Here is a 25,317-nt window from a genome sequence, read left to right on the forward strand (position 1 = left end):
TGCGTACTATTAGGTTTTAAAATACAAATAAAATAATTTAAAACATTATGTATTAGCTGTTGTTTTCTGCAACCTCAGCAAGTATTTTTTGTGCTTGCTCTAAATCGGCTTTATCAACTTTTAATTTGTAACCTTCAACAAAGGCCGTGCCAATGGTTGATGCTATATTCTCGTCGATGATATAACTTTCAATGCCATGATTTGCCAAAAGTGTTTTCGCAATGTGAATTTCATGGATTAAACTAGCTGTTAAAAGCGTAACTAAAGTGTTTGAATGATTTTCCATATCCTTTTAATTTTATTAAATATACGTATTATTAAATTTGTTTGTTAAATTTAAGCTTTAAACCTTAAAAAAATCTTTAAGATGAATAAAATTTTAAGCTTAGTAGCTTTTTTAGGAGCTATTACTATTGTATTAGGAGCATTTGGAGCACATTCCTTACAAGAAATTTTAAGCGCCCAACAATTAAAGAGTTTTGAAACAGGAGTTCGTTACCAAATGTATCATATACTTGCATTGCTTTTTGTAAATACTTATGCTAAATTTTCTTCAAAAGAGAAAGTAACATTGAATTACTTATTTTTAGGCGGCATTTTATTGTTTTCTGGATCAATTTATGCAATAACTTTTGGTGTGCCAGCACAAACAATTTGGTTTGTAACACCCTTAGGAGGATTGCTATTTATTTTAGGATGGTTAAAAATGGCTATTTCTTTTTTTAAAAACACTAGTAATTAATATTAATTACTTTATAATTATTCGGTCTCCTTTTTTAATTAAATACTGTATCTTTATAGTGTGTTTAAAGTGCTGTTATATAGGGTTGTAATTTTACGAAAACGTTTTAGGTGGGTAGATGTATTTTATGTTAGTTGTAATTAATGTAATCTATTATTTATTCTCGAATTTACATAATAAATATTTAATAATAACCATAAAAAAATAATGAGTTGATTAGTAATAAATAATATTAAACTGTATGGAAGTTCTAAACAAATCAATCGTAGCGTCTTTAAACGACTTAGGTATTAAAGATGTAAAAGAAGTTTTTCATAACCCGTCTTTTAAAGTTCTTTATGAAGAAGAAATGAGACCTGAATTAGTAGGTTTTGAAAAAGCAAAGTTGACAAAATTAGGTGCTGTTAGCGTTATGACAGGTAAATTTACGGGGCGTTCTCCAAAAGATAAATTTATTGTAAAAGATGACATTACTAAAGATACTGTTTGGTGGACTTCAGAAAAGGCTCCGAATGATAATAAACCTACATCACAAGCTGTTTGGAACGATTTAAAAGCCATGGCAGCAAAAGAGTTATCAGGTAAAAAACTATATGTAATTGATACCTTTTGTGGTGCTAATGAAGATACAAGATTAAAAGTGAGATTTGTAGTGGAAGTCCCTTGGCAAGCACATTTTGTAAAAAATATGTTTATTCGTCCTACTAATGAAGAATTAGAAGTGTATGGTGAGCCAGATTTTATTGTACTAAACAGTTCTGAAACTCAAAATAACAAATGGAGAGAACACGGATTAAATTCTGAAGTATTTACAGTATTTAACTTAACTGAAAAAATGCAAGTTATTGGTGGCTCTTGGTATGGTGGCGAAATGAAAAAAGGAATGTTTGCTATGATGAACTATTATTTACCATTAAAAGGTATTGTAGGAATGCATTGTTCAGCTAATGTAGGTGAAGATGGAAAAACGGCTATTTTCTTTGGTTTATCGGGTACAGGTAAAACTACCTTGTCAACCGATCCAAATAGGCAATTAATTGGTGATGATGAACATGGATGGGATGATGAAGGTGTATTTAACTTTGAAGGTGGATGCTATGCTAAAACTATAAACTTAGATCCAGATGCTGAACCAGATATTTATGGAGCAATTAAAAGAGATGCTTTATTAGAAAACGTTAGTGTTGATACTAATGGTGAAGTTGATTTTACAGATGGTTCAATAACGCAAAATACCCGTGTATCTTACCCAATTTATCATATTGAAAATATTGTAAAACCAGTTTCTAAAGCTGGTCCTGCAAGTAAAGTAATATTTTTAACAGCTGATGCGTTTGGTGTAATGCCTCCTGTATCTAAGTTAACTCCTGAACAAACTAAATACCACTTCTTATCTGGATTTACAGCTAAATTAGCAGGTACTGAAAGAGGTGTAACGGAACCACAACCAACTTTCTCAGCTTGTTTTGGTGAAGCATTTTTAACTTTACACCCAACTAAATATGGTGAAGAATTGGTACGAAAAATGGAAGCTAACGGAGCAGAAGCTTATTTAGTAAATACAGGTTGGAATGGAACAGGGAAAAGAATTTCAATCAAGGATACTAGAGCAATTATCGACAGAATTTTAGATGGTTCAATTGAAAAAGCTAAAACTAAAATAATTCCAGTGTTTAATTTAGAAGTGCCAACTTCTTTAGAAGGTGTAAATACTGAAATTTTAGATCCAAGAGATACCTATATAAATTCAGTTGATTGGAATAAAAGAGCTATTAAATTAGCGAGGTTATTTACCGAGAACTTTGAGAAATATACAGACAATGAAGAAGGTAAAGCTTTGGTAGCCGCAGGGCCACAATTTTAATGAAGTTATACATATTTCAAAAAAGCCTCACATTGGGAGGCTTTTTTGTTTATTTTTGTTTTTCTATTTTAGGATATCTAAATAACAACCTATGAAGCGAATTAGTGTACCGTTAAAGAATTTTATTCAAAAAGAAACCTCATCTAGTATAATTCTTTTTGCAGTTTCTATAATAGCCATTGTTTGGGCAAATTCTTCCTATGGTTATATTTATGAAGATTTATGGCATCACAAATTTACAATTGGCTTTGCTGATAATGAATTACATTTATCAAAACCACTAATTCTTTGGATTAATGATGGTTTAATGGCTGTATTCTTTTTTGTGATTGGGTTGGAAGTTAAAAGAGAAGTATTACTTGGAGAACTAACAACATTAAGAAAGGCTTCGTTACCTATTTTTGCAGCCATAGGAGGTATGTTGTTTCCGGTATTGATATTTCTTTTTTTAAACAACGGTAAAATAGGAGGTGAAGGCTGGGGAATACCAATGGCAACTGATATTGCTTTTACGCTTGGTATTTTAACAATATTAGGAAAACGGGTACCATTAGGACTAAAAATATTTTTAACAGCTTTTGCAATTGTTGATGATATTGGTGCCGTAATAGTAATTGCAATATTTTACAGTTCAAATATTCAATGGGATTTATTATTGTATGCCATGATTTTAATTGGTTTTGTAGGCTTTTTGAGTTATAAAAAAATATATTCTCAATATTTTTATTACATCATAGGGTTTATAGTTTGGTTTTTGTTTTTAAAATCGGGAGTTCATCCAACAATTTCAGGTGTTTTAATGGCGTTTACTTTTCCAATAACCAGAAGTGTTGATTTAGGCGATTATTTAAAATCTGTTACAAGTCAATTATCAATTTTTAACGTAGCTAAAGAAGAAGATTCAGATTTGTTAGACCATGATGAAATTAAAGCATTAGATTCCGTGGAGTATATGTCTAAACAGTTGGTTTCACCACTTCAGCATTTAGAGCATACGTTACACGGTTGGGTTTCTTATTTAATTATGCCAATTTTTGCCCTCGCAAATGCAGGAGTGGTTATTAGTTTTGAAGGGTTAGGTGCGTTTAGTCATATTAGTTATAATGTAGCCTTAGCATTGGTTTTTGGGAACACAATTGGTATTATGCTATTGTCGTTTTTTGCAATAAAATTGAAATGGGCTGATTTACCTGAAAATGTAAATTACGTTCAATTATTTGGAGTGAGCTTGTTGGGTGGACTTGGATTTACAATGTCGCTATTTATATCAAACTTAGCTTTTGAAGATGAAAACCTAGTTACTGCTGCTAAAATGGGTGTAATAATAGGGTCTTTAGTTGCAGGTGCTTTAGGATATATAGTTTTGCGTTTAAGCTTAAAAGTCAAAAAATACTAAGCTAAAAAACTTCTTTATACTTATATTCAACAAATTTAAAATAGTTGTAAAGTTTATAATTCACTTCTAATCCATAATTAGTATTGAAGTCGTAGTCTATCCTATTCTCATAAATATCAGGATTATATTTAAAAGGATTATTCACACGAATATTCCATTCGGTTACATAGAATTTATTTTTAATTTCTAAAAATTCTTGTGAGTAATACCACTCAGGCTTTGCAATGGTTTTTAAATACGTTTCATAACCAATATCAAAAATAATGATTTCGTATTCTAAAGAGTCATTGGCAATTCGAACGGCTCCTTCGGGCAAGTTGGTGTCATTTTTTACAGTTGTTTTTGAAGTTGATCCACAACTAACTATAAGAAATCCAATTGTGATATAAAAGAATAAATTTTTCATAATAAGCAAGTTTAACCATATTAAATTTACAAATTAATTTTGAATTTCATCTTTAATTTTTTTTATATTGTTCAATAAATAAATTATAAAAATGGATAAAAATAGATGTGCTTGGTGTGGAAATGATCCGCTATATATAGAATACCACGATACAGAATGGGGTGTGCCAGTTTATGATGATGCAAAACTATTTGAGTTTCTAATATTAGAGACATTTCAAGCTGGTTTAAGTTGGATTACAGTGTTAAAAAAGCGAGAAAATTTTAGAACGGCTTTTGATAATTTCGACTATAAAAAAATAGCAAATTATAACAAAAATAAATACGAAGAGTTATTGCTAAATGCAGGGATAATTCGCAATAAATTAAAAATAAAAGCCACCATTTCAAATGCAACAGCATTTATAAATATTCAAAAGGAATTTGGATCTTTTTCTAAATATATTTGGAGTTTTACCAATGGAAAACCAATTAAAAATAAGGCTTCAAATTTAAATGAAGTACCTGCAACAACAGAGCTTTCGGATTGTATTTCAAAAGACTTAAAAAAGCGAGGTTTTAAGTTTGTTGGTTCAACTGTAATTTATGCGCATATGCAAGCAACAGGTATGGTGAATGACCATGTTACAACCTGTTTTAGATACCACGAAGTTTAAGTTACAGTATTGGAATATAAATCTCAGTTAACCACTCAGTTGGGTTGTCAGTATCTTCAGCACTTATTGTATATATTTCAAATGAAGATCCTTTTTGTACAGCTTCAAAACCACTTTCTTCTAAAGTTTTATAAATATCAGGCCAAATTGTCGGTAAGAACTTGTAATTGCCTTTAAAAATAGCTTTAAATGTTTTTTGTGGCGCTAAAAAGCCAGTTAAAATAGTTCCTTCAGTAACAATACGTTCTTTTACAGGAATACAAACTGAAAACATAACGGTGTTATTCAATAAATCTACTTGATGATTTAACTTAAAAGGTTTTCCTGAAGCTTCAATATGGTTCATTTTCATATAAGCAACAATTTCAGGAAGTATTTTGGTTGTGTGTTTTGCAGCATCTTCGGTTCTACAAGAAACCGTTTGGTATAAATAATAACCACCACCGTAATCAACTTCATTCTTAAACTCAACACTGTGTTTATCCATTTCTTTTACCAATTGTATTTCTAATAGTTCTAAGCCTCTTTTATACATTGGCTGCATATTTTTTTCAATACCTCCTTTGATAAGCCAATAAATTTTTTCGCTAAAACTACTAATTCCTCGCATTCCCCAAATAACTTCGGTACTATCTTTAGTTGAATTAAAATTCCAATAAACTTCAGGAGTGGTTCCAGAACCAAAATCTATTTGTTGTATAATTTCTTTATGTTTAATTACAGCTATCGTTTTTATAGATCCAGTACCATCTTTTCCAGTCCAAGAATAGGATGCGCCAATACCTGAGGTTTTTTCAGGATATGTAGCAATAATAGTTGAGTCTAACTCGTACCACGGACCCCAATCTTCCCAATTTTTAAAGTCGTTAATATTTTTATAAACAACGCTTAAAGGCACTTTCATGGTTTTTGATTCATGAATATCATAGTTTCCATTTAAAGTTGCTATATAAACTGAACTACCTATAATTGCTATTAAAATTAAAAAGAAAATGTATTTTAATGATTTCATTTTTTTGGTTATATGCTATTTAATACAGCTAATTTAATAAATATAATAATTAAAATAAGCTTATTGAAATAACTTCCTTAGAAAAAATGTATCTTATTCCTTTAGAAAAAAATTAATGAAGTGAAAAAGTAATTAGTGCAAAAATAACTACAATTAAAAAGAAGCCAATAAGAATTAAAAAAGTGTTTTTATAATACTTTTTATGAATTTTTATATCTTTTCTGTAACTCCAAACCATTGCAATACTAAAAGCAATTACAAAAAATACTGCAAAAATTAACTGTCCTTTACTAAACATATAAATGTGTATATTTAGCATCAAAAGTACATAAAATATCAACTTATAAAGATAATTCTTAATGAAAAATAAATTAAAAGCAGTTCAAGAATTTCACCAAGCCTTCGGATTAGGAATTCAACATAGCCCAACAACCAATTTAAATAGCGATAAAATAAAACTACGTTTTAATTTAATGGCTGAAGAAAATGAAGAATATTTAGAAGCCGCAGAAGCAAATGATTTAGTTGAAGTAGCTGATGCTTTAGGTGATATGTTGTATATTTTATGTGGTACTATTTTAGAGCACGGAATGCAACACAAAATTGAAGCCGTTTTTAATGAAATTCAACGGAGTAATATGAGTAAATTAGGTGCAGACGGTAAGCCAATTTACCGTGAAGACGGAAAAGTAATGAAGGGACCAAATTATTTCAAACCCAATATTCCAGAAATAATTAATAAATAATCATGATGTTGTTTGTGTTAAAAATTAGATAAAAAGTCGTTATTTTGTGTATTAATGTCTTAAAATTGCAAAACAATCAATTAATCAATCTAAAATTATGGAAATTTCATTTAAAAAATTAATGCGAATAGCTTCAGTAGCATTTATAGCTACGTTAGCTTCTTGTGGTAGTAATGCTAAAGTTGAAGAGGAACAAATACCGGGAATTATTGTTGAAAATATGGACACTTCAGTACGTCCTAATGATGATTTCTTTAGATACGTAAACGGAACTTGGTTTGATAAAACGGAGATTCCAGCAGATAGAACTTCTTGGGGAGGTTTTAATGAGCTTCGTAAAAACACAGATGAAGATGTACTTCAAATATTAAATGAAGCAATTATTCAAGACAATTTTCCGAAGTTAAAAGATGCCCAAGGAAACTTAACATTAGAATCTGACCAAAAAAAAGCGGTAAATTTTTATGAGTCTATAATGGATACTGTTGCAAGAGATGCGCAAGGTATTGAGCCAATAAAGCCATTTTTAGCAAAGATTGATGCGGTACAAAACTTAGTAGATTTAGAAACCTTATTAATTGAAATGGCGCCTTATGGTGGTGCTGGTTTTTTCGATTTTTCTGTTTTTAACGATTTAAAAGATAGTAAAATGAATGCGGGTTATATTTCAGCCGCAGGTCTAGGTTTATCTCGCGATTATTATGTAGATCAAGATGAAAATACCAAAGGAAAGCGTGTAAAGTATATTGAACACATTGCAAGAATGTTACAGTTTTTTGGAGATACAGCTGAAGAAGCTGCGATAAATGCTGATAAAATATTTAAATACGAATACAATTTAGCAGAACCGCGTTTAACAAAGGAAGAGTCTAGAGATACAAGAAAATTGTACAATCCTAAAACAATGGATGAATTAACAGCTCTTGTACCTTCAATTCACTGGGATGCTTATTTTAAAGGATTAGGAATTGATAATTTAGAAAGAGTTATTGTGATGCAGCCAAAATATATGGAAGCCGTAAACACTATTTTAACTTCAAATTCAATTGAAGATGTGAAGTTGTATTTACGTTGGACTGCTATTGATAGAGCAGCAGGTAAATTAAATAGAGAAATTGAAAATGCCAATTGGGATTTTTATAGCAAAGAATTACGTGGTGCTAAACAACAATTACCAAGAGATGAAAGAGCATTAGCATCTTTAAATGGAAATATTGGTGAAGCTTTAGGAAAATTATATGTTGATGCTAAATTCCCACCAGAAGCAAAAGCAAAAGCAGAGGAAATGATTGCAAATGTAATGCTAGGTTTCGAAAAAAGAATCAATGCTTTGGAATGGATGAGTCCAGAAACAAAACTAAAAGCAATTGAGAAATTGAACAAAATGACGGTTAAAATTGCATATCCTGATACTTGGAAAGATTATTCAACTTTAGATGTAAAAGGAACAAAAGATGGCGGTTCATATTTTCAAAATTCAATAAATATTTCAAAATGGAATTTTAATAAAGATATTGAGAAGTTAGGTAAGGAAGTTGACAGATCTGAATGGGGAATGGCACCACAAATTGTGAATGCTTATTTTAATCCTGTAAATAATGAAATTGTGTTTCCAGCAGCTATTTTACAACCACCTTTTTATAATTATACGGCTGATGAGGCTGTAAATTATGGTGGAATTGGAGCCGTAATTGGACACGAAATTTCTCACTGTTTTGACGATCAGGGTGCGCGATTTGATGCCGATGGAAATTTATCAAACTGGTGGACAGAAGAAGATGCAGCACAATTTGCAGTGTTAGGAAAAAAATTAGTAGATCAATACAGTAATGTAGTTGCTATTGGCGATGTAAATTTAAATGGTGAATTTACATTAGGTGAAAATATTGGAGATTTAGGAGGTATAAATGCAGCGTATGACGGGTTGCAAATTTTTTATGAAAAAAATGGAAGACCTGCTGATATTGACGGATTTACTGCTGAACAACGTTTTTATATGTCTTGGGGAACTATTTGGAGAACTAAAACTAGAGACGAAGCCTTAAAAAATCAAATAAAAACAGATCCACACGCTCCTGGATTTTACAGAGCTTTTATGCCACTTCAAAATGTAGATGCATTTTATACTGCGTTTAATATTGTTGAAGGTGATGAAATGTATTTAAAACCTGAAGACAGAGTAAAGATTTGGTAATCTTATAATAGATCAATTTATAAAAAAAAAGGAGCTTTTAAAAGCTCCTTTTTTTATGTCTTTTTTTAAGTTGTGCATAACATAAGTATTAGAGCTTGTAGTTTCATTCAAATTATATTTTATTAATATTGTGTTATCAAAAGGTATAATAAATGAATAAGAAGTATAAATGCGGAGATTGTAGTTGGCAGGGCAAAGAAGACGAGCTAGAATACGATGTAACTGAGACTTGTTTTGGGAGCGATAACATAGAAATATGCCCTAAATGTGGAGGTTATTATATTAAAGTTACTTTTGAGTCTGAAAACAACTAGTTAAAACCTTTTTTTAACTAAAAACTACAATTAATTCATTAAAATAATTGGTAATGTAAATTCAGTAGTAACAGGCACATTTCGTTTAATAGCTGGTTGTAATGCCGGTAAATTTTGAATGCTAATTTTTACAAGGCTATCAAATTCAGGAATTAATTGCTCAGTTTTTTTCGAAATAAGAATTTTAGAAAGACTTGTTTTTCCTAAGTTATCAATCTTTAATTTAATTAAAACCGTATCGTTTATGGCTTCCGAAGTATTTAACGAATAAGCTTTTAAGCTAGCATAAATATGTTTTGACATTTCTACTTGAAAACAAATTTGTTGTTTATCTCGAGACGGAATAGCAGAACAATCTGGAAATAATGGAAATGCATCAACAGAATTAAAATCTACAATAGTATCTACTTTCTGAATTGGTTTACTTTTGGATTTATTTTCAAAAAAAGAGCATGAAACCGCAAGGAAACTGCAAAATAGAATGATAATAAATTGTTTTAACATGAGTTCTTATTTCAAAAAGTGAAAATACAACTTTTTATGTAAGAAACAATTTCAAATAAAAAAATCCGAAGATTTAGATTGTTTGAAAAAATCCTAATAAATCATTTATTAATTTTGGTTTGAAAATTTTATAGATTGTTTTTGAAAACGCAATTGAAAGATTAAATTCGCGTATGGATATATTTTTGCTAATTAGTGGATTTTTACTTGCCTTATTAGGTATTGTAGGTGCTTTTTTACCTGTATTACCAGGGCCAATAACAAGTTGGGTAGGTTTATTGTTATTGTATTTAACCAGTGCAGTTCCTATGAATTCAACTTTTTTAATAATAACCCTAATTGTTGCAATTATAATTTGGTTGTTAGATTATTTAATTCCCGCTATGGGCACTAAAAGATTTGGAGGTACAAAATATGGTGTAAATGGTTCAATTATAGGTTTAATACTTGGAATGCTATTTTTCCCGCCCTTAGGAATTATCATCGGACCCTTTTTAGGTGCTTTTATTGGAGAATTAATAAAGAATCCTAAAGATGTTAAAAGAGCACTAAAAGCTGCAATTGGTTCATTTATAGGTTTTTTAACGTCAACTTTTTTGAAATTTATGGCTGCTTTTGTGTATGCCTGTTTTTACGTTTTCATCTTTTTTGAGAATATAGAAGCCTTCTTTTAAAGTGAAATTACAAAACATTATAAAATAAAAAAAGCGTCCCGGTTTTTCGGGAAGCTTTCCATTGGTTTAAAAAACCTATTGACGTTTTTACACGTCAAACAACACAACTAAACTGCTTAAAAAGCAGTAAGCAAATATAAGAAATTTTAGTTGATTACAAATTCTAAACACTTTTTCTTTCTAAATTATTTATTTAATTTAAATGAATGTATCTTTGCAAACTGTTTATAAAAAGTAAATTTTAAAAATAAAAGCATGCAATTATCAGCACTTGAAATAGTTAGGAGAGAATCACTAGCAAAACTTCGTGAATTAGGAATCAATCCGTACCCAGCAGAAGAGTTTAAAACAACAGCAACTATTGGAGAAATAGTTTCAAAGTTCGACGAATTTGAAGGTAAACAGGTGGTTTTAGCTGGAAGAATGATGAGTAGAAGAATTATGGGGAAAGCTTCTTTTGCTGAATTGAAGGATGCAAGTGGAAGAATGCAAATTTACGTCAATCGTGATGAAATTTCTTCCGAAGAAGATCCTACAATGTACAATACTGTATTCAAAAAATTATTGGATATGGGTGATATTATTGGAATTAGAGGTGAAGTTTTTAAAACAAAAGTTGGAGAAGTTTCAGTTAACGTAAAAGAGTTAACGGTACTTTCAAAAAGTTTGCGTCCGTTGCCTGTTGTTAAAACAGATGCTGACGGAAAAATACACGATGCTTTTTCTGATGCAGAGCAACGTTACCGTCAACGTTATGTTGATTTAATTGTAAATGATCACGTAAAAGAAACGTTTATTAAGCGTACAAAAATTACCACTTCAATGCGTAATTTCTTTAATGATCGCGGCTATTTAGAAGTTGAAACTCCAATTTTACAACCAATTCCAGGAGGAGCAGCTGCGCGTCCGTTTATGACACATCACAATGCATTAGATATGCCATTGTATTTGCGTATTGCCAATGAATTGTATTTAAAAAGATTAATTGTAGGTGGTTTTGATGCTGTGTATGAGTTTGCCAAAGACTTTAGAAATGAAGGAATGGACAGAACACACAATCCTGAATTTACAGTAATGGAATTGTATGTTGCATACAAAGATTACAACTGGATGATGAACATGACGGAAGAATTGTTAGAAAAAATAGCAATAGATTCTAACGGAACTACAGAATTACAAATTGGCGACAACGAAGTGAGTTTTAAAGCTCCTTATGCACGTGTGCCAATTTTAGAAGCCATAAAAATTCACACAGGTTTTGATGTATCCGGAATGGGTGAAGTTGAATTACGTGAAGTTTGTACTAAAGTAGGAATTGAAGTAGACGAAACGATGGGGGTTGGTAAATTAATAGACGAGTTGTTTGGTGAAAAATGTGAGCACCATTATATACAACCAACATTTATTACCGATTATCCAAAAGAAATGAGTCCGTTAACAAAAGAGCACAGAACAAATCCTGCGTTAACAGAACGTTTTGAATTAATGGTAAATGGAAAAGAATTAGCAAATGCATATTCTGAGTTAAATGACCCTATTGACCAACGTGAGCGTTTTGAAGACCAACTTTCGTTATCAGAAAAAGGAGATGATGAAGCAATGTTTATAGATCAAGACTTTATTAGAGCTTTAGAATACGGAATGCCTCCAACATCAGGAATTGGTATTGGAATAGACCGTTTAGTGATGTTTATGACTAACAATGCATCCATACAAGAAGTATTATTCTTTCCTCAAATGAAACCAGAAAAACAAGCACCTTCAGTTGAATTAAACGATGAAGAAAAAGCAGTTTATGAGATTTTGAAAAAAGTTGAAAAAATTCTATTAAATGATTTAAAATCTCAAAGTGGTTTAAGTAACAAAAAATGGGATAAAACCTTAAAAGGCTTAACAAAATATAACCTAGCTAAGGTACATAACACTGATGGAGGTTTGTTTGTAGAGATAGTTTAAATTAAACGTCATGCTGAACTTGTTTCAGCATCTCATCATATTTAAAAGGAATTACTTAATTGTAGTTCCTTTTTTTGTATAAAATACTGCTTTTTTAAAATCATTCTAAACTACACAGCTCTATATTTAATACGTCTTAATTTGTTAATTTTGAAGTCAAATAATTCAAGATTATATTTATGAGATTAAATTCTAATTCTGTGGCTTCAAAGCCAATGATAGTTTTATGTATATTAGTAACTTTAATAAGTTGCAATAACAACTCAAAACAACTAGATAATATGAGTGAAAATATTCTTTTACAAGAGTGGACAGGTCCTTTTCAAGGAGTGCCAGCATTTGATAAAATGAATTTAAAAGATTTAAAGCCTGCACTTGAAAAAGGAATGGAGTTAAAACTGAAAGAAATTGATGCTATTGCATTAACTAAAGAAGCACCTACTTTTGAAAACACCATAGTTCCTTTAGAAAAATCGGGAGAAGTGTTAGATAGAGTTTTGGTGTATTACAGAATCTTTAGTTCAAACGTATCTTCACCTGAATACAGAGAAGTTCAAGCTGAAATGGTGCCTAAATTATCTGAATTTGATTCTAAAATTCAACAAAACGAAGCGCTTTTTAAAAGAATTAAAACAGTTTATGACAATTCATTAATAACACCGTTAGAAAATGATCAGCAACGAGTTGTTCAATTAATATACGAAGGTTTTGCAATGAATGGTGCAGAATTAGATGAAATTAAAAAGAAACGATATGCGGCAATTAATAAAGAACTTTCATCACTTTACACCAACTTCGCTAATAATGTTTTAGCCGATGAAGAAAATTATGTAGTGTATTTAACCAAAGATGAATTAGGTGGTTTGTCTGATTCGTTTATTAAATCAATGGCTAAAATTGCTTCTGATAAAGGTGAAGAAGGAAAATATGCCGTTCCAAATACACGTTCTTATATGGATCCGTTTTTAACTTATTCAACAGAAAGAACAAAACGCGAGCAAGTTTGGAAAAATTATTATTCGAGAGGAGATAATGGCGATGAATTTGATAACAATAAAAACGTTGTAAAAATATTACAACTAAGAAAAGAACGAGTAGAATTGTTAGGTTTTGATAATTTTGGTGATTGGAGATTACAAAACAGAATGGCAAAAACACCTGAGAATGCTATGAATTTATTGAATGCCGTTTGGCCTTCAGCTATTGCCAGAGTTGCTGAAGAAGTTGCCGATATGCAAGCGGTTGCCAATGCTGAAGGAGCAAACATTACAATTGAACCTTGGGATTATCGTTTTTATGCTGAAAAAGTAAGAAAACAAAAATACGATTTAGATTCTGATGAAGTAAAGCAATATTTACAACTAAATAAACTAACTGAAGCATTATTTTTTGTAGCTGCTGAAGTTTTTAATTACGATTTTAAACCTGTAGCAGAAGGAAGTGTACCTGTTTTTAATGAAGATGTAAAAGTTTGGGAAGTAACCAATAAAACGACTGGTGAGCATATTGGATTGTGGTATTTAGATCCATTTGCACGAAAAGGAAAAAGATCAGGAGCTTGGGCAACAACTTACAGAGATTATTCAACATTTAACGGAAAAAAGAATGTATTGGCATCCAATAATTCAAATTTTGTAAAACCTGCGCCCGGTGAAGCATTATTAGTTTCTTGGGATGATGCAACTACATTTTTACACGAATTTGGACACGCACTACACTTCTTTGCTTCAAACGTAAAATATCCAACATTGAATAATGGTGTTAGGGATTATACCGAGTTTCAATCTCAAATATTGGAAAGATGGTTGTCTACTGATAAAGTAATCAATCAGTTTTTAGTTCATTATAAAACTGGAGAAGCAATTCCTGCGGAATTAGTTAAGAAAATTAAAAACGCAGCGACTTTCAATCAAGGTTTTGTAACTACTGAATATTTAGCTTCGGCAATTATGGATATGAAATTTCATATGGCAGATCCAACAAAGTTAGATGTGGATGCTTTTGAAAAAGAAACTTTAGCAGCATTGAATATGCCAAAAGAATTGGTGATGAGGCATAGAACACCGCATTTTGGACATGTTTTTTCGAGTGAAGGATATGCAACTGCTTATTACGGCTATATGTGGGCTGATGTTTTAACAGCGGATGCCGCCGAAGCTTTTACTGAAGCTCCAGAAGGTTTTTATGATAAAGAATTGGCTGAAAAAATGGTTCGCTATTTATTTGCACCAAGAAACGCAATGGATCCTGCAGAAGCTTATCGTTTGTTTAGAGGAAGAGACGCTGAAATTGACGCTTTAATGAGAGATCGTGGTTTTCCTGTTTCAAAATAATAATAAAATACAATTTAATTAATGAAAAAGGAAGTGCTTAAAAGTGCTTCCTTTTTTTGTTGTAGTGTTAAATAGTAAACTTAACAAAAACAGTTTTTGTCATAATTTAAATTTAAAAAGAATTAAATTAGCCACAAAAATAAATCAATGCTAAGTAAACGTTGTTTTACACTCTTCCTTTTTTTAATAAGTGCTCATTTAGTAGCACAGCGTGGTAATTATAAGTTTAATAATTACGGGAATAGTTCAATTTTACTTTCAGGGAATGTAACAGGAAGTGTTAGTGATATTGCACTAACGTATTACAACCCTGCCAGATTAACTGAGTTGGAGAGCACAAAATTTTCGTTTAACGCAAAGGCTTATGAATTTAGTTCCCTAAAGTTAAATCATTTAGCAGGAGATCAAACCACAGCAGCTGATAATAATTTTAATGGTGTTCCGTCAATTGCTGGTGGTACCTTTAATTTATTTGGTACTCGTTTTGCATATTCGGTAGTGTCTAAATCTAAAATAGATATTAGTATCAATTACTCAAGTAATTTTCATAATAACGAAAATTCTGATGTATTTGCTACTGATTCAGATGCTATAACAAAAGCTAAATTTAATACTAGAATTAAAGATGAATGGGTTGGACTAACTTGGGCAAAACAGCTAAACGAACAGCTTAGTATAGGTGTATCGGGTTTTGCTTCTATATATAAAGAAAGGGGTGATACTTCGATAAATATAGCCAATCAAAATTCTAATGGGAGTGTTGCTTTTTACAATAACAATAATGGTTATAATATTGAATCTTATGGTTTGTTTTTTAAAATAGGAGCAAATTATCATTTACCAAAATTCGATATTGGTTTAAATGTAAACTTACCTTATTTAGAAGTATATCAAAAAGGAAAATACAATTATTCAAAAGTTGTTGCAGGTATATCATTGGATGATGATCAGTTATTTAATTATATTTTCAGAGATTTACAAACACAAAGAAAAGAACCTTTGGGTGTTTCGGTTGGAGCTGGAATCCCTTTAGGGAAAAGTAAAGTACATTTAAATGTTGATTACATTGCAGGTTTATCTAGCTATAATAGAATAGCAATACCTTCTTTTGAAACCGGTGGTGAAGAGCTTACTTCTGTATTATTTGCAGAAAAAAGAAAAGGAATTTTGAATTTTGGTGCCGGGATAGAGGTGTATATAAATGAACGGTTTTCATCTTTTGTAAGTTTTTCTACAGATTTTAATGCTATTGAAAACAGTGGTAATTTTTTTGATTTATCAGATAATGGAGAAGTAAATAACGATTTTAATGAAAATTTTACTCATTTAGGTGGCGGTATAGATTGGACTTTAAAATGGGGAAGTGTTTCTTTTGGTGCAACCTACACAACCGGATCTAGTAAACTTGATAGGTCTTTAAATCTTTCCTCAGAAACTGGCAATGATTTAGCGAATGTAAAATTCAATCGTTGGCAATTTATTGCAGGTATAGAAATTCCTTTTTTAAATAACAAAATAAATGACGTTATAAACATAAAGAAGTAAAAAAGATGTATTTATATGAAAGCACTTCTTAAGTAGTTTATTTATTTTTTTTTGCAGTAAAATTGTGCTATAACTATAAGAATTCGTTATTTAGTATTGATAATAGCTAATTTATGTTAATAATGAACTAGCTTAAATTCTTAACTTCGGTGCTTTTATAAATTTTTTAAAAACAACACATGTTTCAAAGATTAAAAGGATTTACGCGTGCATTTTGGACTGCAAATATTGTTGAACTTTTAGAGCGAGGTGCTTACTATGGAGTATTTATTGTAATTACACTTTACCTGTCAAGAGTTTTAGGTTTTACGGATGTTGAAGCCGCTTGGATTTCTGGTGCTTTTTCAGGAGGATTGTATTTATTACCAACTTTCTCGGGTGCTTTAGCTGATAAAATAGGTTTTAAATATTCACTTATTATAGCATTTTCATTATTAAGTTTAGGTTATTTTGGGTTAGGTATTTTGCCTACAGTATTAGAATCAATTGGTTTGGTTGATTACTCAAACGGAATTGAATTTACAGGTTTAATAGAATCTTCTCAAAGATGGGCTATTGTTCCAATTATGGTGGTAATTATGATTGGTGGTTCATTTATAAAATCGGTAATCACGGGAACAGTTGCCAAAGAAACTACAGAAGCGAATAGAGCTACTGGTTTTTCTATTTTTTATATGATGGTAAACATTGGCGCCTTTTCAGGAAAAACTATTGTAAAACCATTGCGTGCTTCAATGGGTGATATGGGATTAGTTTATATCAATTATTTTTCTACAGCTATGACGCTTTTAGCGTTGGTAATGATTATTTTATTTTATAAAAGTTCTAAACACGAAGGTGAAGGAAAAACATTTAACGACATTTGGAAAGGGTTTATCGGGGTAATTACAAATTTAAGATTGGTTTCGTTAATTGTGATAATTACGGGGTTTTGGATGGTGCAACACCAATTATATGCAACTATGCCAAAGTATGTTTTACGTATGGCGGGTGAAGCTGCTTCTCCATCTTGGTATGCAAACGTAAATCCGTTGGTAGTTTTTCTAACGGTTACATTTATAACCAGAATGATGGCTAGTAAAACACCATTATTTTCTATGACAGTTGGAATGTTCATTATGCCACTATCAGCAATAGCAATGGCTGCAGGAAATTGGTTTTCAGGAGGTGAAATAGATCTTGGTTTTATGACAATGCATCCTGTTGCATTTATGATGATAGTTGGTATTGCTTTACAAGCTTTGGCAGAATCCTTTATATCACCACGTTTTTTAGAATTTTTCTCTTTCCAAGCACCTAAAGGTGAAGAAGGATTGTATTTAGGGTTTAGTCATTTACACTCCTTTTTAGCATCTGTAATCGGGTTTGGTTTATCAGGTTATTTGTTGTCTAAATATTGTCCAGATCCAAAATTATTTGATACGCATGCGTCTTGGGAACTAGCAGCTAGCAATGCACATTATATTTGGTATTATTTTGCTGTGATAGCGCTAGTATCTGCAATATCTTTAATTATCTATGGAAAAGTAATTGAAAAACTTGATACTGAAAAAAAATAAACGATTCTTTGAATAAAGATTTAAAAGGAATTACTTAATTGTGATTCCTTTTTTATTTTGCTAAAAATTAGTAACTTAGATATACTAAATATTTTTATTTTAAACATAAATGTCATGAGGAATTTAACTAAAACACTATTAAAAAGGAGTTTAACTACATCGGTTTTGTGTTTTATCTTTTTTATAGCAATTCATAATAATGGATATGCAACAAGTAAAATTGTAAACGATACTATTGGTTTTAATAGCTATAAAGGAATTATTGTTGAAGCGAATTCTAAAAAACCATTAGAGTTTGCTTCATTAAATGTAAATGGAACAAACATAAGTACAGTTTCGAATTCTAAAGGAGAATTTTTACTAAAGGTTCCAAAAAAGTTTCAACAAAATAGCGTTACAGTATCTTTTTTAGGGTATACAAGTAAAGTTTTGAGTTTGTCAGAATTTAATGATACCACTACAATTATTCAATTAGAAACCTATATTGAAGAGCTTTCAGAGATTAGTATTGCTGTAAAAGATGCTCCAACACTTGTTAAAGAAGTTCTAAAGCGAAGAACAGAAAATTACTCAAAAGATCATTTGGTAATGACTGCTTTTTACAGGGAAGCTATCAAAAAAAGAAAAACCTATGTTTCTCTTTCTGAGGCAATTATTGAAATAAATAAACAACCATACACCAACGATAGAAATGATGTTTTACAATTATATAAGTCAAGAAAAAGTACCGATTATAACAAGTTAGATACAGTGGCTTTAAAGCATCGAGGTGGTGCGCATAGTATGGTACGATTAGATGTTATGAAAAATCCTGAGTTGCTATTAACTGAGGACGTTTTTCAAAATTATAAATTTAAATTTGAGAATTCAACAAAAATTGATAATCGTGTAATTTACGTGGTTAACTTTAAACCAAATCAAAGTGTTGAAGATGCATTATTTTATGGTAAATTATATATTGATGCACAATCGTTGGCACTTGTAAGTGCTAAATTTGAATTAGATTTATCTGATATAGATAAAGCTAAACAGTTTTTTATTTTGAAAAAACCTGCAAGAGCTGATGTTACACCAATTCTTGCTAAATACCAAGTAGATTATAGAAAAAAAGGAAATAAATGGTATCATAATTACAGTAGAATTGAACTTGGATTTAAAATAAATTGGGAGAAAAAGTGGTTTAACTCTATTTATTATTCAACTACAGAAATGGCAATTACAGATTGGCACAAAGTAACCGATCCTAAAAATATAAAACAAAGAGATCGCTTAAAATCGTCAGTTATTTTAAGTGATGAGGCATCTGGTTTTTCTGATCCTGAGTTTTGGGGAGAATACAATTTAATTGAGCCCGAAAAACCTATTCATTCAGCTATTAAAAAAATTCAAAAGCAGTTAAAAAAGATATAAATTGAACGATATTTTTTCATAAAAAAAGACCTCAAATTTGAGGTCTTTTTTTGTGAAATATTTTAAAAATAATTAAATTTTCTTTAATTGATCTTTCATCATTTTAATTTGATCTTTTAAAACTCCTTGAGTATCTAACTTTTTAGCTTCGTTAATTAACATGGTAGCTTCACGTTTACGTCTTTTAGACATTGCAATACCACCTAATTGTAATTTTGCCATTGCAACATCATGACTCATACTTAAGCCTAAACTCAATGCTTTTTTAAAGAATTTTTCAGCCTGAGTTAAATTGGTTTGAGAAATCATAATTCCCTGTAAAAAATTATAATATCCTTCTTGTTTTTGAACTAGTGCTGTATGAGGATTTTTAATATAAGCTAACCATTTACTGGCACCTGCAAAATTTTGTTTTCTTAATTGCCAAAAAGCAAGTAAAATAAATTCGTTTTTAAAGTAAAATAAAACAAAAATACCAGCCAATAAAACCAAAGAGATTCCATTCATAATATTTCCTTCAATAAATTGAAATACTGACCAAACTAAGATTCCTGCTGCTAAAACTAATTTTATATATTTATTAAACATTGATAGTTATTTTTAATAGGTTGCAAATTTACATTTTTGCAATGATTTTCTTTATTTTTTATAGTATTTTTTAAATTTAATATAAGCAGCTACAGAAAGTACACCAACAAAAGCAATAGAATAATATACGAAAGTAGGTGTAATTGCTTTATCTCCACTTGCATACGAGTGTAAACCTGATAAGTAAAAATTTACTCCAAAGTAAGTCATTAAAATAGAAGCAAAGGCAGCTACAGACATTACGTTAAACGTAAACTTGCTTCGTAAACCAGGAACCAAACGTAAGTGTAACACAAAGGCATAAATCATAATACTAATTAAAGCCCAAGTTTCTTTAGGGTCCCAACCCCAGTAACGTCCCCAACTTTCGTTCGCCCATTGTCCGCCTAAAAAGTTTCCAATAGTTAACATTACCAAACCAACGGTTAAAGCCATTTCATTAATAATGGTAATTTCTTTAATCATTAATGTGATTTTTTTCTTATTCTTTTCGGTAGTTAACACCATTAATATCAATGCTATTAAACCTAAAATCATTCCTAAGGCAAAAGGTCCGTAACTTGCTACAATAATTGCCACGTGAATCATTAACCAATACGAATTTAAAACTGGTTGTAGGTTTGCAATTTCTGGATCCATCCAGTTCCAATGTGCTACCATTAAAATAAATGCGGTTAAAAAAGCAGTTGCAGCAATAGTCATAGAAGATTTTCTTCCGAAGATTAAACCAAATAGCATAGTAGCCCAACCAACGTAAATCATAGATTCGTAAGCATTACTCCAAGGCGCATGCCCACTAACAATCCAACGAGCAATTAAACCACCGGTGTGCATTAAAAATAAGCCTATAATGATAATTGCACATCCTTTAACTAAATAGTTTACAGCTTTACTGTTGTTGAAAATTTGAAAAATCACCAATAGAAACATTAAAGTTCCTATGTACATATAATAGCTGTATAATTTTTTAAATACATCGTATTCATTATAAGCTATTTCTAAATTAATTTTATCTTCTGAAGGGTACACAGCACTACCATATTTTTTTTGAAAATTGGTAATTCCACCTAAAATTTCATCAGCAGTAATATAATCATTTGAAGTTTTAGCTTCAGCCAATGTTTGTATGTATATTGGTAAAATTTGACGTACAAATACGGAATCTTGTCCGTGAAACTTTGCTTGATTGATATCGTTGTGAGAAACCCAAGTGTTGTTAGCATCATTTGGAACAGGGAAAATTCTTAGGATAGAACCTGTAATTGCAGAATATAATAGGTTAACTCTTTTATCAACATTAATAACATCCTTTTCAAACTTGCTTTTAATGTTACTTTTTTGAGCTTCAGCCTGTAATTCACCTAATTTATAATTTCCTTTTTCATCAAAACAACTGGCTAAGCTTGTGTATTTTTGTTCGTGTGGAATTCCTAAAATATCTCTTAACTTGGTATTTCCTTTTTCAACATAAATAATTGGAATTTGAAACCAAGTTCGTGGGTTTTGTTGAATAGATAAAAATACCTGTGTAGCATTCATCCCTTCGTAGGTGTCTTTTTTGCTAACCTTTCTTAATAATTGAGAAGCATAGGTGTGTACCGGTTTCATTCTTCCGCCAGCATCTTGTATTACTACTTTGCTAAACTTTTCAGCATGCGCTACTGAAATTATATTTTTTGTTAAAACAGAATCTATTTGAGCATTCGTAAGCGTGTGATTGTGTTGTTGAGAAAATGCAACACTTGAAATAAATAACAGTCCAACAATTGACAAAGCGGTTTTTTTACTTCTTATTTTTTGAAGACTTTTTCGTAAGAAATCAAAACGTGTGTTTTTGGTGAACAATATTAAAATTAAACCAGCATACAACGCAAAATATCCAATATATGTAATTAAAGAACCCCAATAATCATGGTTAACTGATAAATGTGTTTCTTCATATTCAGAAGTAATATTGTAACTTGATTGAAAGAATTTATATCCTTTGTAGTTTAAAATGTTATTCATAAATATTCTAAAATCAAATGTTTCACTTGGGTCAATTACAGTTACTTCACTGGCAAAAGACATTGGACTGTTTGAACCAGGATATTTGTCTAACTGAAAATCGTTTAGTTTTATGCTAAACGGTAATTCCATTTGCATAGCTCCGTAGCTCATTCTAAAATTTAAATTTCCAACAGAAAATTGAGTTGGAGGCTGAATTGCAAATTTTTCGCCACGTAATTTTATGTGTTTTGTTTCATTATTTACCGTAACATCAAATTCTAATTGCGCATTGGTAAATTGATCGCCATCACCTGAAACAGTTTTATATTCACCTTTTACAGGTCCTTTTGGAACTACAAATTGTAAACCCGCAATATTATGAACCGCCAATAGTGAAAAATCTTGGACTGAATCTTTAGTAATAGTTCCATCAAATTGATCGGCCATTCTAAAATAGTTACCAGCAACCGCAGTTTCAATAGTTAAACCATCGTTAGTAGTTCTAAGGTCAATGGTATTTTTATTAGGTGCATCAAAACCAACTAAAACTCCATGAACCAATTCAGAGCTTCCCTTTTTTAAATAATGATTGTGTCTTCCGCCTCCGCCAGATTCCACAAATAATAAATATTCAGTTCCGGTTTCGCTTTCTTCAAAAACTTCTGAAGCATTAGGTATATAATCGGTTAATTTAATCGCAACATCAGTTCCTTTAAAATCAGTAGTATGGCTAAAACGATTGTTTCCCATTGCAGATAATAAAACAGGATAGTGCACAGGTTCTTTTTGTACATTTCCATCATTCATAATGATGCTTATATAGGTTTTTTCAGAAAGAAATTTATTGCTAACATTCCCTTCTTTAATAGGCATAATACCCTCAAAACTAACATAACGTGTAATTCCGGCACCAACAATAATAAAAATGAAAGAAACGTGAAATGCTAAAACCACTATTTTTTCTTTTCTAAATAACTTGTATTTAATAATGTTTCCAAAAAAGTTAATTACAAAAAATATCATAATACCCTCAAACCACCAAGAATTATAAATAAGTGCTTTTGCGGTTTCAGTTCCAAAATCATTTTCAATAAATGTAGCAACTCCCATTGCGAGTGCAAAAATTAAAAATAAAACAGCCATTAAGCGGGTTGAGTAAAAAAAGGTAAGAATTTTATTCATTATTATTGGTTTTAATATGAAAATAAACAGATTGCAAAAATACTGATAAATGTCATACGGTTTATCTAAAACGGTAAATTTAACGATATTAATTTTAAGCAAATTGTACTTTGTAAAGTTAAGAGTAACTTTTATCACAATTAGTGATTATTGTCATTAAAAACGGATGGATTTTATGATCAAAGAAATAAATAATGTAACTTTGTATAGATTTTTTTTGAAATGAAAGAACAAAATTTGCATCTGCCTTACTTTAATATTTATTTAAATATTAAACGTCCTGAAAGCTATTTGATATAGCACTTTTTTAGCCTTCATTATTTACTTTTTTTAACTTAAACTATACTCTTATGGAATTGCCATATGCAGAACCCTATAAAATTAAAATGGTTGAACATATTAAACGTTCAACAAAAGAACAACGCTTAAAATGGATTAAAGAAGCCAATTATAACTTGTTTAATTTGTCATCAGATAAAGTATTTATAGATTTACTAACCGATTCTGGAACTGGTGCAATGAGCGATCAACAATGGGCTGAAATGATGATTGGGGATGAAAGCTATGCAGGTTCCTCATCATTTAAAAAATTAAAAAAATCGGTTAAAAAAATCACAGGTTTTAAGTACTTTTTACCTACACATCAGGGGCGTGCTGCTGAAAACGTGCTGTTTTCAGCATTGGTAAAAGAAGGTGATGTTGTTCCTGGAAATTCTCATTTTGATACCACAAAAGGTCATATTGAATTTAGAAAAGCCACAGCTGTAGATTGCACAATTGACGAAGCCTTTGACACATCTATAATTCATCCTTTTAAAGGTAATGTGGACTTAAAAAAGTTGAAAACTGTTTTTGAAAGTCATCCAAAAGAAAAAATTCCTTTTGTAATTATTACTATTACTTGTAATAGTGCCGGAGGTCAGCCAGTATCAGTTCAAAATATTAAAGAAGTTTCTACTTTGTGTAAACAGTATGAAATTCCACTATATTTTGATGCAGCTCGTTTTGCTGAAAATGCTTATTTCATTAAAAAAAGAGAGATAGGTTATCAAGATAAAACTATTAAAGAAATTGTAAAAGAAGTTTTTTCATATGGTGATGGAATGACCATTAGTGCTAAAAAAGACGGCTTAGTTAATATGGGTGGTTTTATAGCATTAAATGATAAAGAAGTATTTAAACAAGCTACTGTTTTTAATATCATGTTTGAAGGGTTTATTACTTATGGCGGTATGAATGGTCGAGATATGGGGGCTTTGGCTGTTGGTTTAAATGAAGCTACAGAATTTAATTATTTGGAAAGTAGGGTAGAGCAGGTAGCATATTTAGGTCAAAAATTAGTAGATTATTGTGTTCCAGTACAAAAACCTTTTGGCGGACATGCAATATTTTTAGATGCTAATAAGTTTGTACCCACCATTCCTAGAGAAGAATACCGGGCACAAGCATTGGCGATTGAATTGTATATTGTTGGAGGAATTAGAGGAGTTGAAATTGGCACTGTTTTAGCTGATAGAGATCCGTTTACACGTAAAAATCGTTTTCCAGAATTAGAGTTGGTTCGCTTGGCTATTCCGCGAAGAACATATTCATATAATCATATGGATTATGTAGCAGCTGCTTTAAAAAATGTTTACGATACAAGAAAAGAAGCAAAATCTGGTTATGTTATAGTTGATGAAGCACCAATAATGAGACACTTTACCGTAAAATTTGAGAAATTATAATATCCTTTACTCTTTTTTTAGTAAGTTTGAAACGAAAAGAAAAATGTAAATTTAAAATGATGTTATCACGAGCTAGTAAATACGCCATATTATCAACTTTGTTTTTGGCAGAACATTCCAGTGTAGAAAAAAAAATAAGTGTAAAAGTAATTGCTGAAAGTATAGATGTTCCAAGTCCTTTTTTAGCAAAATTATTTCAACAATTAGTACGTGGTAAAATCATTTCTTCAACTAAAGGTCCTAACGGAGGTTTTTATTTAAATGAGAGCAATGGTAAAAGAAACGTTTTAGATATTATTGAAAATATTGATGGTTTAACCAAACTGAACGACTGTTTTTTAGGCTTAAATGAGTGTGATTCTGAAAATCCTTGTCCTGTACATTTTATAGTTGAACCTTTTAAAGAAAATATCTTAGGTAAATTTAGAGATAAAACAATCATGGAATTTGCTCAAGAAATTTCTGAGAAAGGGCGTGTACTGACCTTAAAAGACATTACTCCTAAAGTAAAAAAATAGAAA

22 protein-coding genes are annotated in these 25,317 nt (G+C 30.6%); 15 read left to right on the forward strand and 7 right to left on the reverse strand.

Annotated features, from left to right (window positions below; translation table 11 throughout):
* Nucleotides 1-52 precede the first annotated feature (52 nt).
* A complete protein-coding gene (locus CHB67_RS14220) occupies nt 53-286 on the reverse strand; it encodes a putative signal transducing protein (protein WP_089382463.1) in 234 nt (77 codons plus the stop codon).
* Between the two features lie 81 nt (nt 287-367).
* Here CHB67_RS14220 and CHB67_RS14225 point away from each other — a divergent pair, with 81 nt between their 5' ends.
* The 3 genes from CHB67_RS14225 (at nt 368) to nhaA (ending at nt 4,002) form a co-directional block, all read left to right on the forward strand.
* Nucleotides 368-742, forward strand: a complete 375-nt coding sequence (locus tag CHB67_RS14225) for a DUF423 domain-containing protein (RefSeq protein ID WP_089382464.1) — start codon at nt 368-370, stop codon at nt 740-742.
* 241 nt (nt 743-983) lie between these two features.
* Nucleotides 984-2,606, forward strand: coding sequence for a phosphoenolpyruvate carboxykinase (ATP) (gene pckA, locus CHB67_RS14230; protein ID WP_089382465.1), 1,623 nt, complete (start codon nt 984-986; stop codon nt 2,604-2,606).
* Nucleotides 2,607-2,697: 91 nt separating this feature from the next.
* Entirely contained in the window at nt 2,698-4,002 is a 1,305-nt protein-coding gene (gene nhaA, locus CHB67_RS14235) for a Na+/H+ antiporter NhaA (RefSeq protein WP_089382466.1), read from the forward strand.
* A gap of 1 nt (nt 4,003) precedes the next feature.
* On the opposite strand, the gene CHB67_RS14240 is transcribed toward nhaA, so the two are convergent.
* A complete protein-coding gene (locus tag CHB67_RS14240) occupies nt 4,004-4,408 on the reverse strand; it encodes a DUF6146 family protein (RefSeq protein ID WP_176461283.1) in 405 nt (134 codons plus the stop codon).
* 91 nt (nt 4,409-4,499) lie between these two features.
* Here CHB67_RS14240 and CHB67_RS14245 point away from each other — a divergent pair, with 91 nt between their 5' ends.
* Entirely contained in the window at nt 4,500-5,063 is a 564-nt protein-coding gene (locus CHB67_RS14245; RefSeq protein WP_089382468.1) for a DNA-3-methyladenine glycosylase I, read from the forward strand.
* A gap of 1 nt (nt 5,064) precedes the next feature.
* Here CHB67_RS14245 and CHB67_RS14250 read toward each other — a convergent pair whose 3' ends face one another.
* Nucleotides 5,065-6,075, reverse strand: coding sequence for an SRPBCC family protein (locus CHB67_RS14250; RefSeq protein ID WP_089382469.1), 1,011 nt, complete (start codon nt 6,073-6,075; stop codon nt 5,065-5,067).
* Nucleotides 6,076-6,187: 112 nt separating this feature from the next.
* On the reverse strand, nt 6,188-6,373 hold the full coding sequence (locus CHB67_RS14255) for a hypothetical protein (RefSeq protein ID WP_089382470.1): 186 nt from the start codon (nt 6,371-6,373) through the stop codon (nt 6,188-6,190).
* Between the two features lie 61 nt (nt 6,374-6,434).
* Between CHB67_RS14255 and CHB67_RS14260 the strand changes: the two genes are divergently transcribed.
* The 3 genes from CHB67_RS14260 (at nt 6,435) to CHB67_RS17245 (ending at nt 9,329) form a co-directional block, all read left to right on the forward strand.
* The gene (locus CHB67_RS14260; protein ID WP_089382471.1) at nt 6,435-6,821 is read left to right on the forward strand and encodes a pyrophosphohydrolase domain-containing protein; all 387 of its coding nucleotides are present in this window, start codon (nt 6,435-6,437) and stop codon (nt 6,819-6,821) included.
* A 97-nt stretch (nt 6,822-6,918) separates the two neighbouring features.
* On the forward strand, nt 6,919-9,015 hold the full coding sequence (locus CHB67_RS14265) for a M13 family metallopeptidase (RefSeq protein WP_089382472.1): 2,097 nt from the start codon (nt 6,919-6,921) through the stop codon (nt 9,013-9,015).
* A 152-nt stretch (nt 9,016-9,167) separates the two neighbouring features.
* Nucleotides 9,168-9,329: a hypothetical protein gene (locus CHB67_RS17245; RefSeq protein WP_176461284.1), complete on the forward strand. Its 162-nt coding sequence runs from the start codon at nt 9,168-9,170 to the stop codon at nt 9,327-9,329.
* A 30-nt stretch (nt 9,330-9,359) separates the two neighbouring features.
* Here CHB67_RS17245 and CHB67_RS14270 read toward each other — a convergent pair whose 3' ends face one another.
* On the reverse strand, nt 9,360-9,833 hold the full coding sequence (locus CHB67_RS14270) for a hypothetical protein (protein WP_089382473.1): 474 nt from the start codon (nt 9,831-9,833) through the stop codon (nt 9,360-9,362).
* A gap of 173 nt (nt 9,834-10,006) precedes the next feature.
* On the opposite strand from CHB67_RS14270, the gene CHB67_RS14275 reads away from it, so the two are divergent.
* The 6 genes from CHB67_RS14275 to CHB67_RS14300 all read left to right on the forward strand — a co-directional run bounded on the left by CHB67_RS14275 (nt 10,007) and on the right by CHB67_RS14300 (nt 19,310).
* Nucleotides 10,007-10,507 (forward strand): DUF456 domain-containing protein, encoded by a 501-nt coding sequence (locus tag CHB67_RS14275; RefSeq protein WP_089382474.1) that lies wholly within the window; start codon nt 10,007-10,009, stop codon nt 10,505-10,507.
* 255 nt (nt 10,508-10,762) lie between these two features.
* Nucleotides 10,763-12,463 carry a lysine--tRNA ligase gene (lysS, locus tag CHB67_RS14280; protein ID WP_089382475.1) on the forward strand — a complete coding sequence of 567 codons (1,701 nt, stop codon included), beginning with the start codon at nt 10,763-10,765 and terminating at the stop codon, nt 12,461-12,463.
* Between the two features lie 281 nt (nt 12,464-12,744).
* On the forward strand, nt 12,745-14,796 hold the full coding sequence (locus CHB67_RS14285) for a M3 family metallopeptidase (RefSeq protein ID WP_245813555.1): 2,052 nt from the start codon (nt 12,745-12,747) through the stop codon (nt 14,794-14,796).
* A gap of 147 nt (nt 14,797-14,943) precedes the next feature.
* Nucleotides 14,944-16,341, forward strand: coding sequence for a hypothetical protein (locus CHB67_RS14290; protein ID WP_089382476.1), 1,398 nt, complete (start codon nt 14,944-14,946; stop codon nt 16,339-16,341).
* Nucleotides 16,342-16,520: 179 nt separating this feature from the next.
* Nucleotides 16,521-17,900 carry an MFS transporter gene (locus tag CHB67_RS14295; RefSeq protein ID WP_089382477.1) on the forward strand — a complete coding sequence of 460 codons (1,380 nt, stop codon included), beginning with the start codon at nt 16,521-16,523 and terminating at the stop codon, nt 17,898-17,900.
* A gap of 114 nt (nt 17,901-18,014) precedes the next feature.
* Nucleotides 18,015-19,310 carry a carboxypeptidase-like regulatory domain-containing protein gene (locus tag CHB67_RS14300; protein WP_089382478.1) on the forward strand — a complete coding sequence of 432 codons (1,296 nt, stop codon included), beginning with the start codon at nt 18,015-18,017 and terminating at the stop codon, nt 19,308-19,310.
* Between the two features lie 72 nt (nt 19,311-19,382).
* Here CHB67_RS14300 and CHB67_RS14305 read toward each other — a convergent pair whose 3' ends face one another.
* Both CHB67_RS14305 and ccsA read right to left on the reverse strand, forming a co-directional pair.
* Complete coding sequence (locus tag CHB67_RS14305) at nt 19,383-19,898, reverse strand: hypothetical protein (RefSeq protein ID WP_089382479.1); 516 nt, start codon at nt 19,896-19,898, stop codon at nt 19,383-19,385.
* Between the two features lie 51 nt (nt 19,899-19,949).
* On the reverse strand, nt 19,950-23,069 hold the full coding sequence (gene ccsA, locus CHB67_RS14310; protein WP_089382480.1) for a cytochrome c biogenesis protein CcsA: 3,120 nt from the start codon (nt 23,067-23,069) through the stop codon (nt 19,950-19,952).
* A 350-nt stretch (nt 23,070-23,419) separates the two neighbouring features.
* Here ccsA and CHB67_RS14315 point away from each other — a divergent pair, with 350 nt between their 5' ends.
* Both CHB67_RS14315 and CHB67_RS14320 read left to right on the forward strand, forming a co-directional pair.
* Complete coding sequence (locus CHB67_RS14315; protein WP_089382481.1) at nt 23,420-24,796, forward strand: tryptophanase; 1,377 nt, start codon at nt 23,420-23,422, stop codon at nt 24,794-24,796.
* A 56-nt stretch (nt 24,797-24,852) separates the two neighbouring features.
* Nucleotides 24,853-25,314: an RrF2 family transcriptional regulator gene (locus CHB67_RS14320; protein ID WP_245813557.1), complete on the forward strand. Its 462-nt coding sequence runs from the start codon at nt 24,853-24,855 to the stop codon at nt 25,312-25,314.
* Nucleotides 25,315-25,317: the final 3 nt, after the last annotated feature.

The sequence above is a fragment of the Lutibacter agarilyticus genome (genome assembly GCF_900188235.1).
GTDB classification, from domain to species: domain Bacteria; phylum Bacteroidota; class Bacteroidia; order Flavobacteriales; family Flavobacteriaceae; genus Lutibacter; species Lutibacter agarilyticus.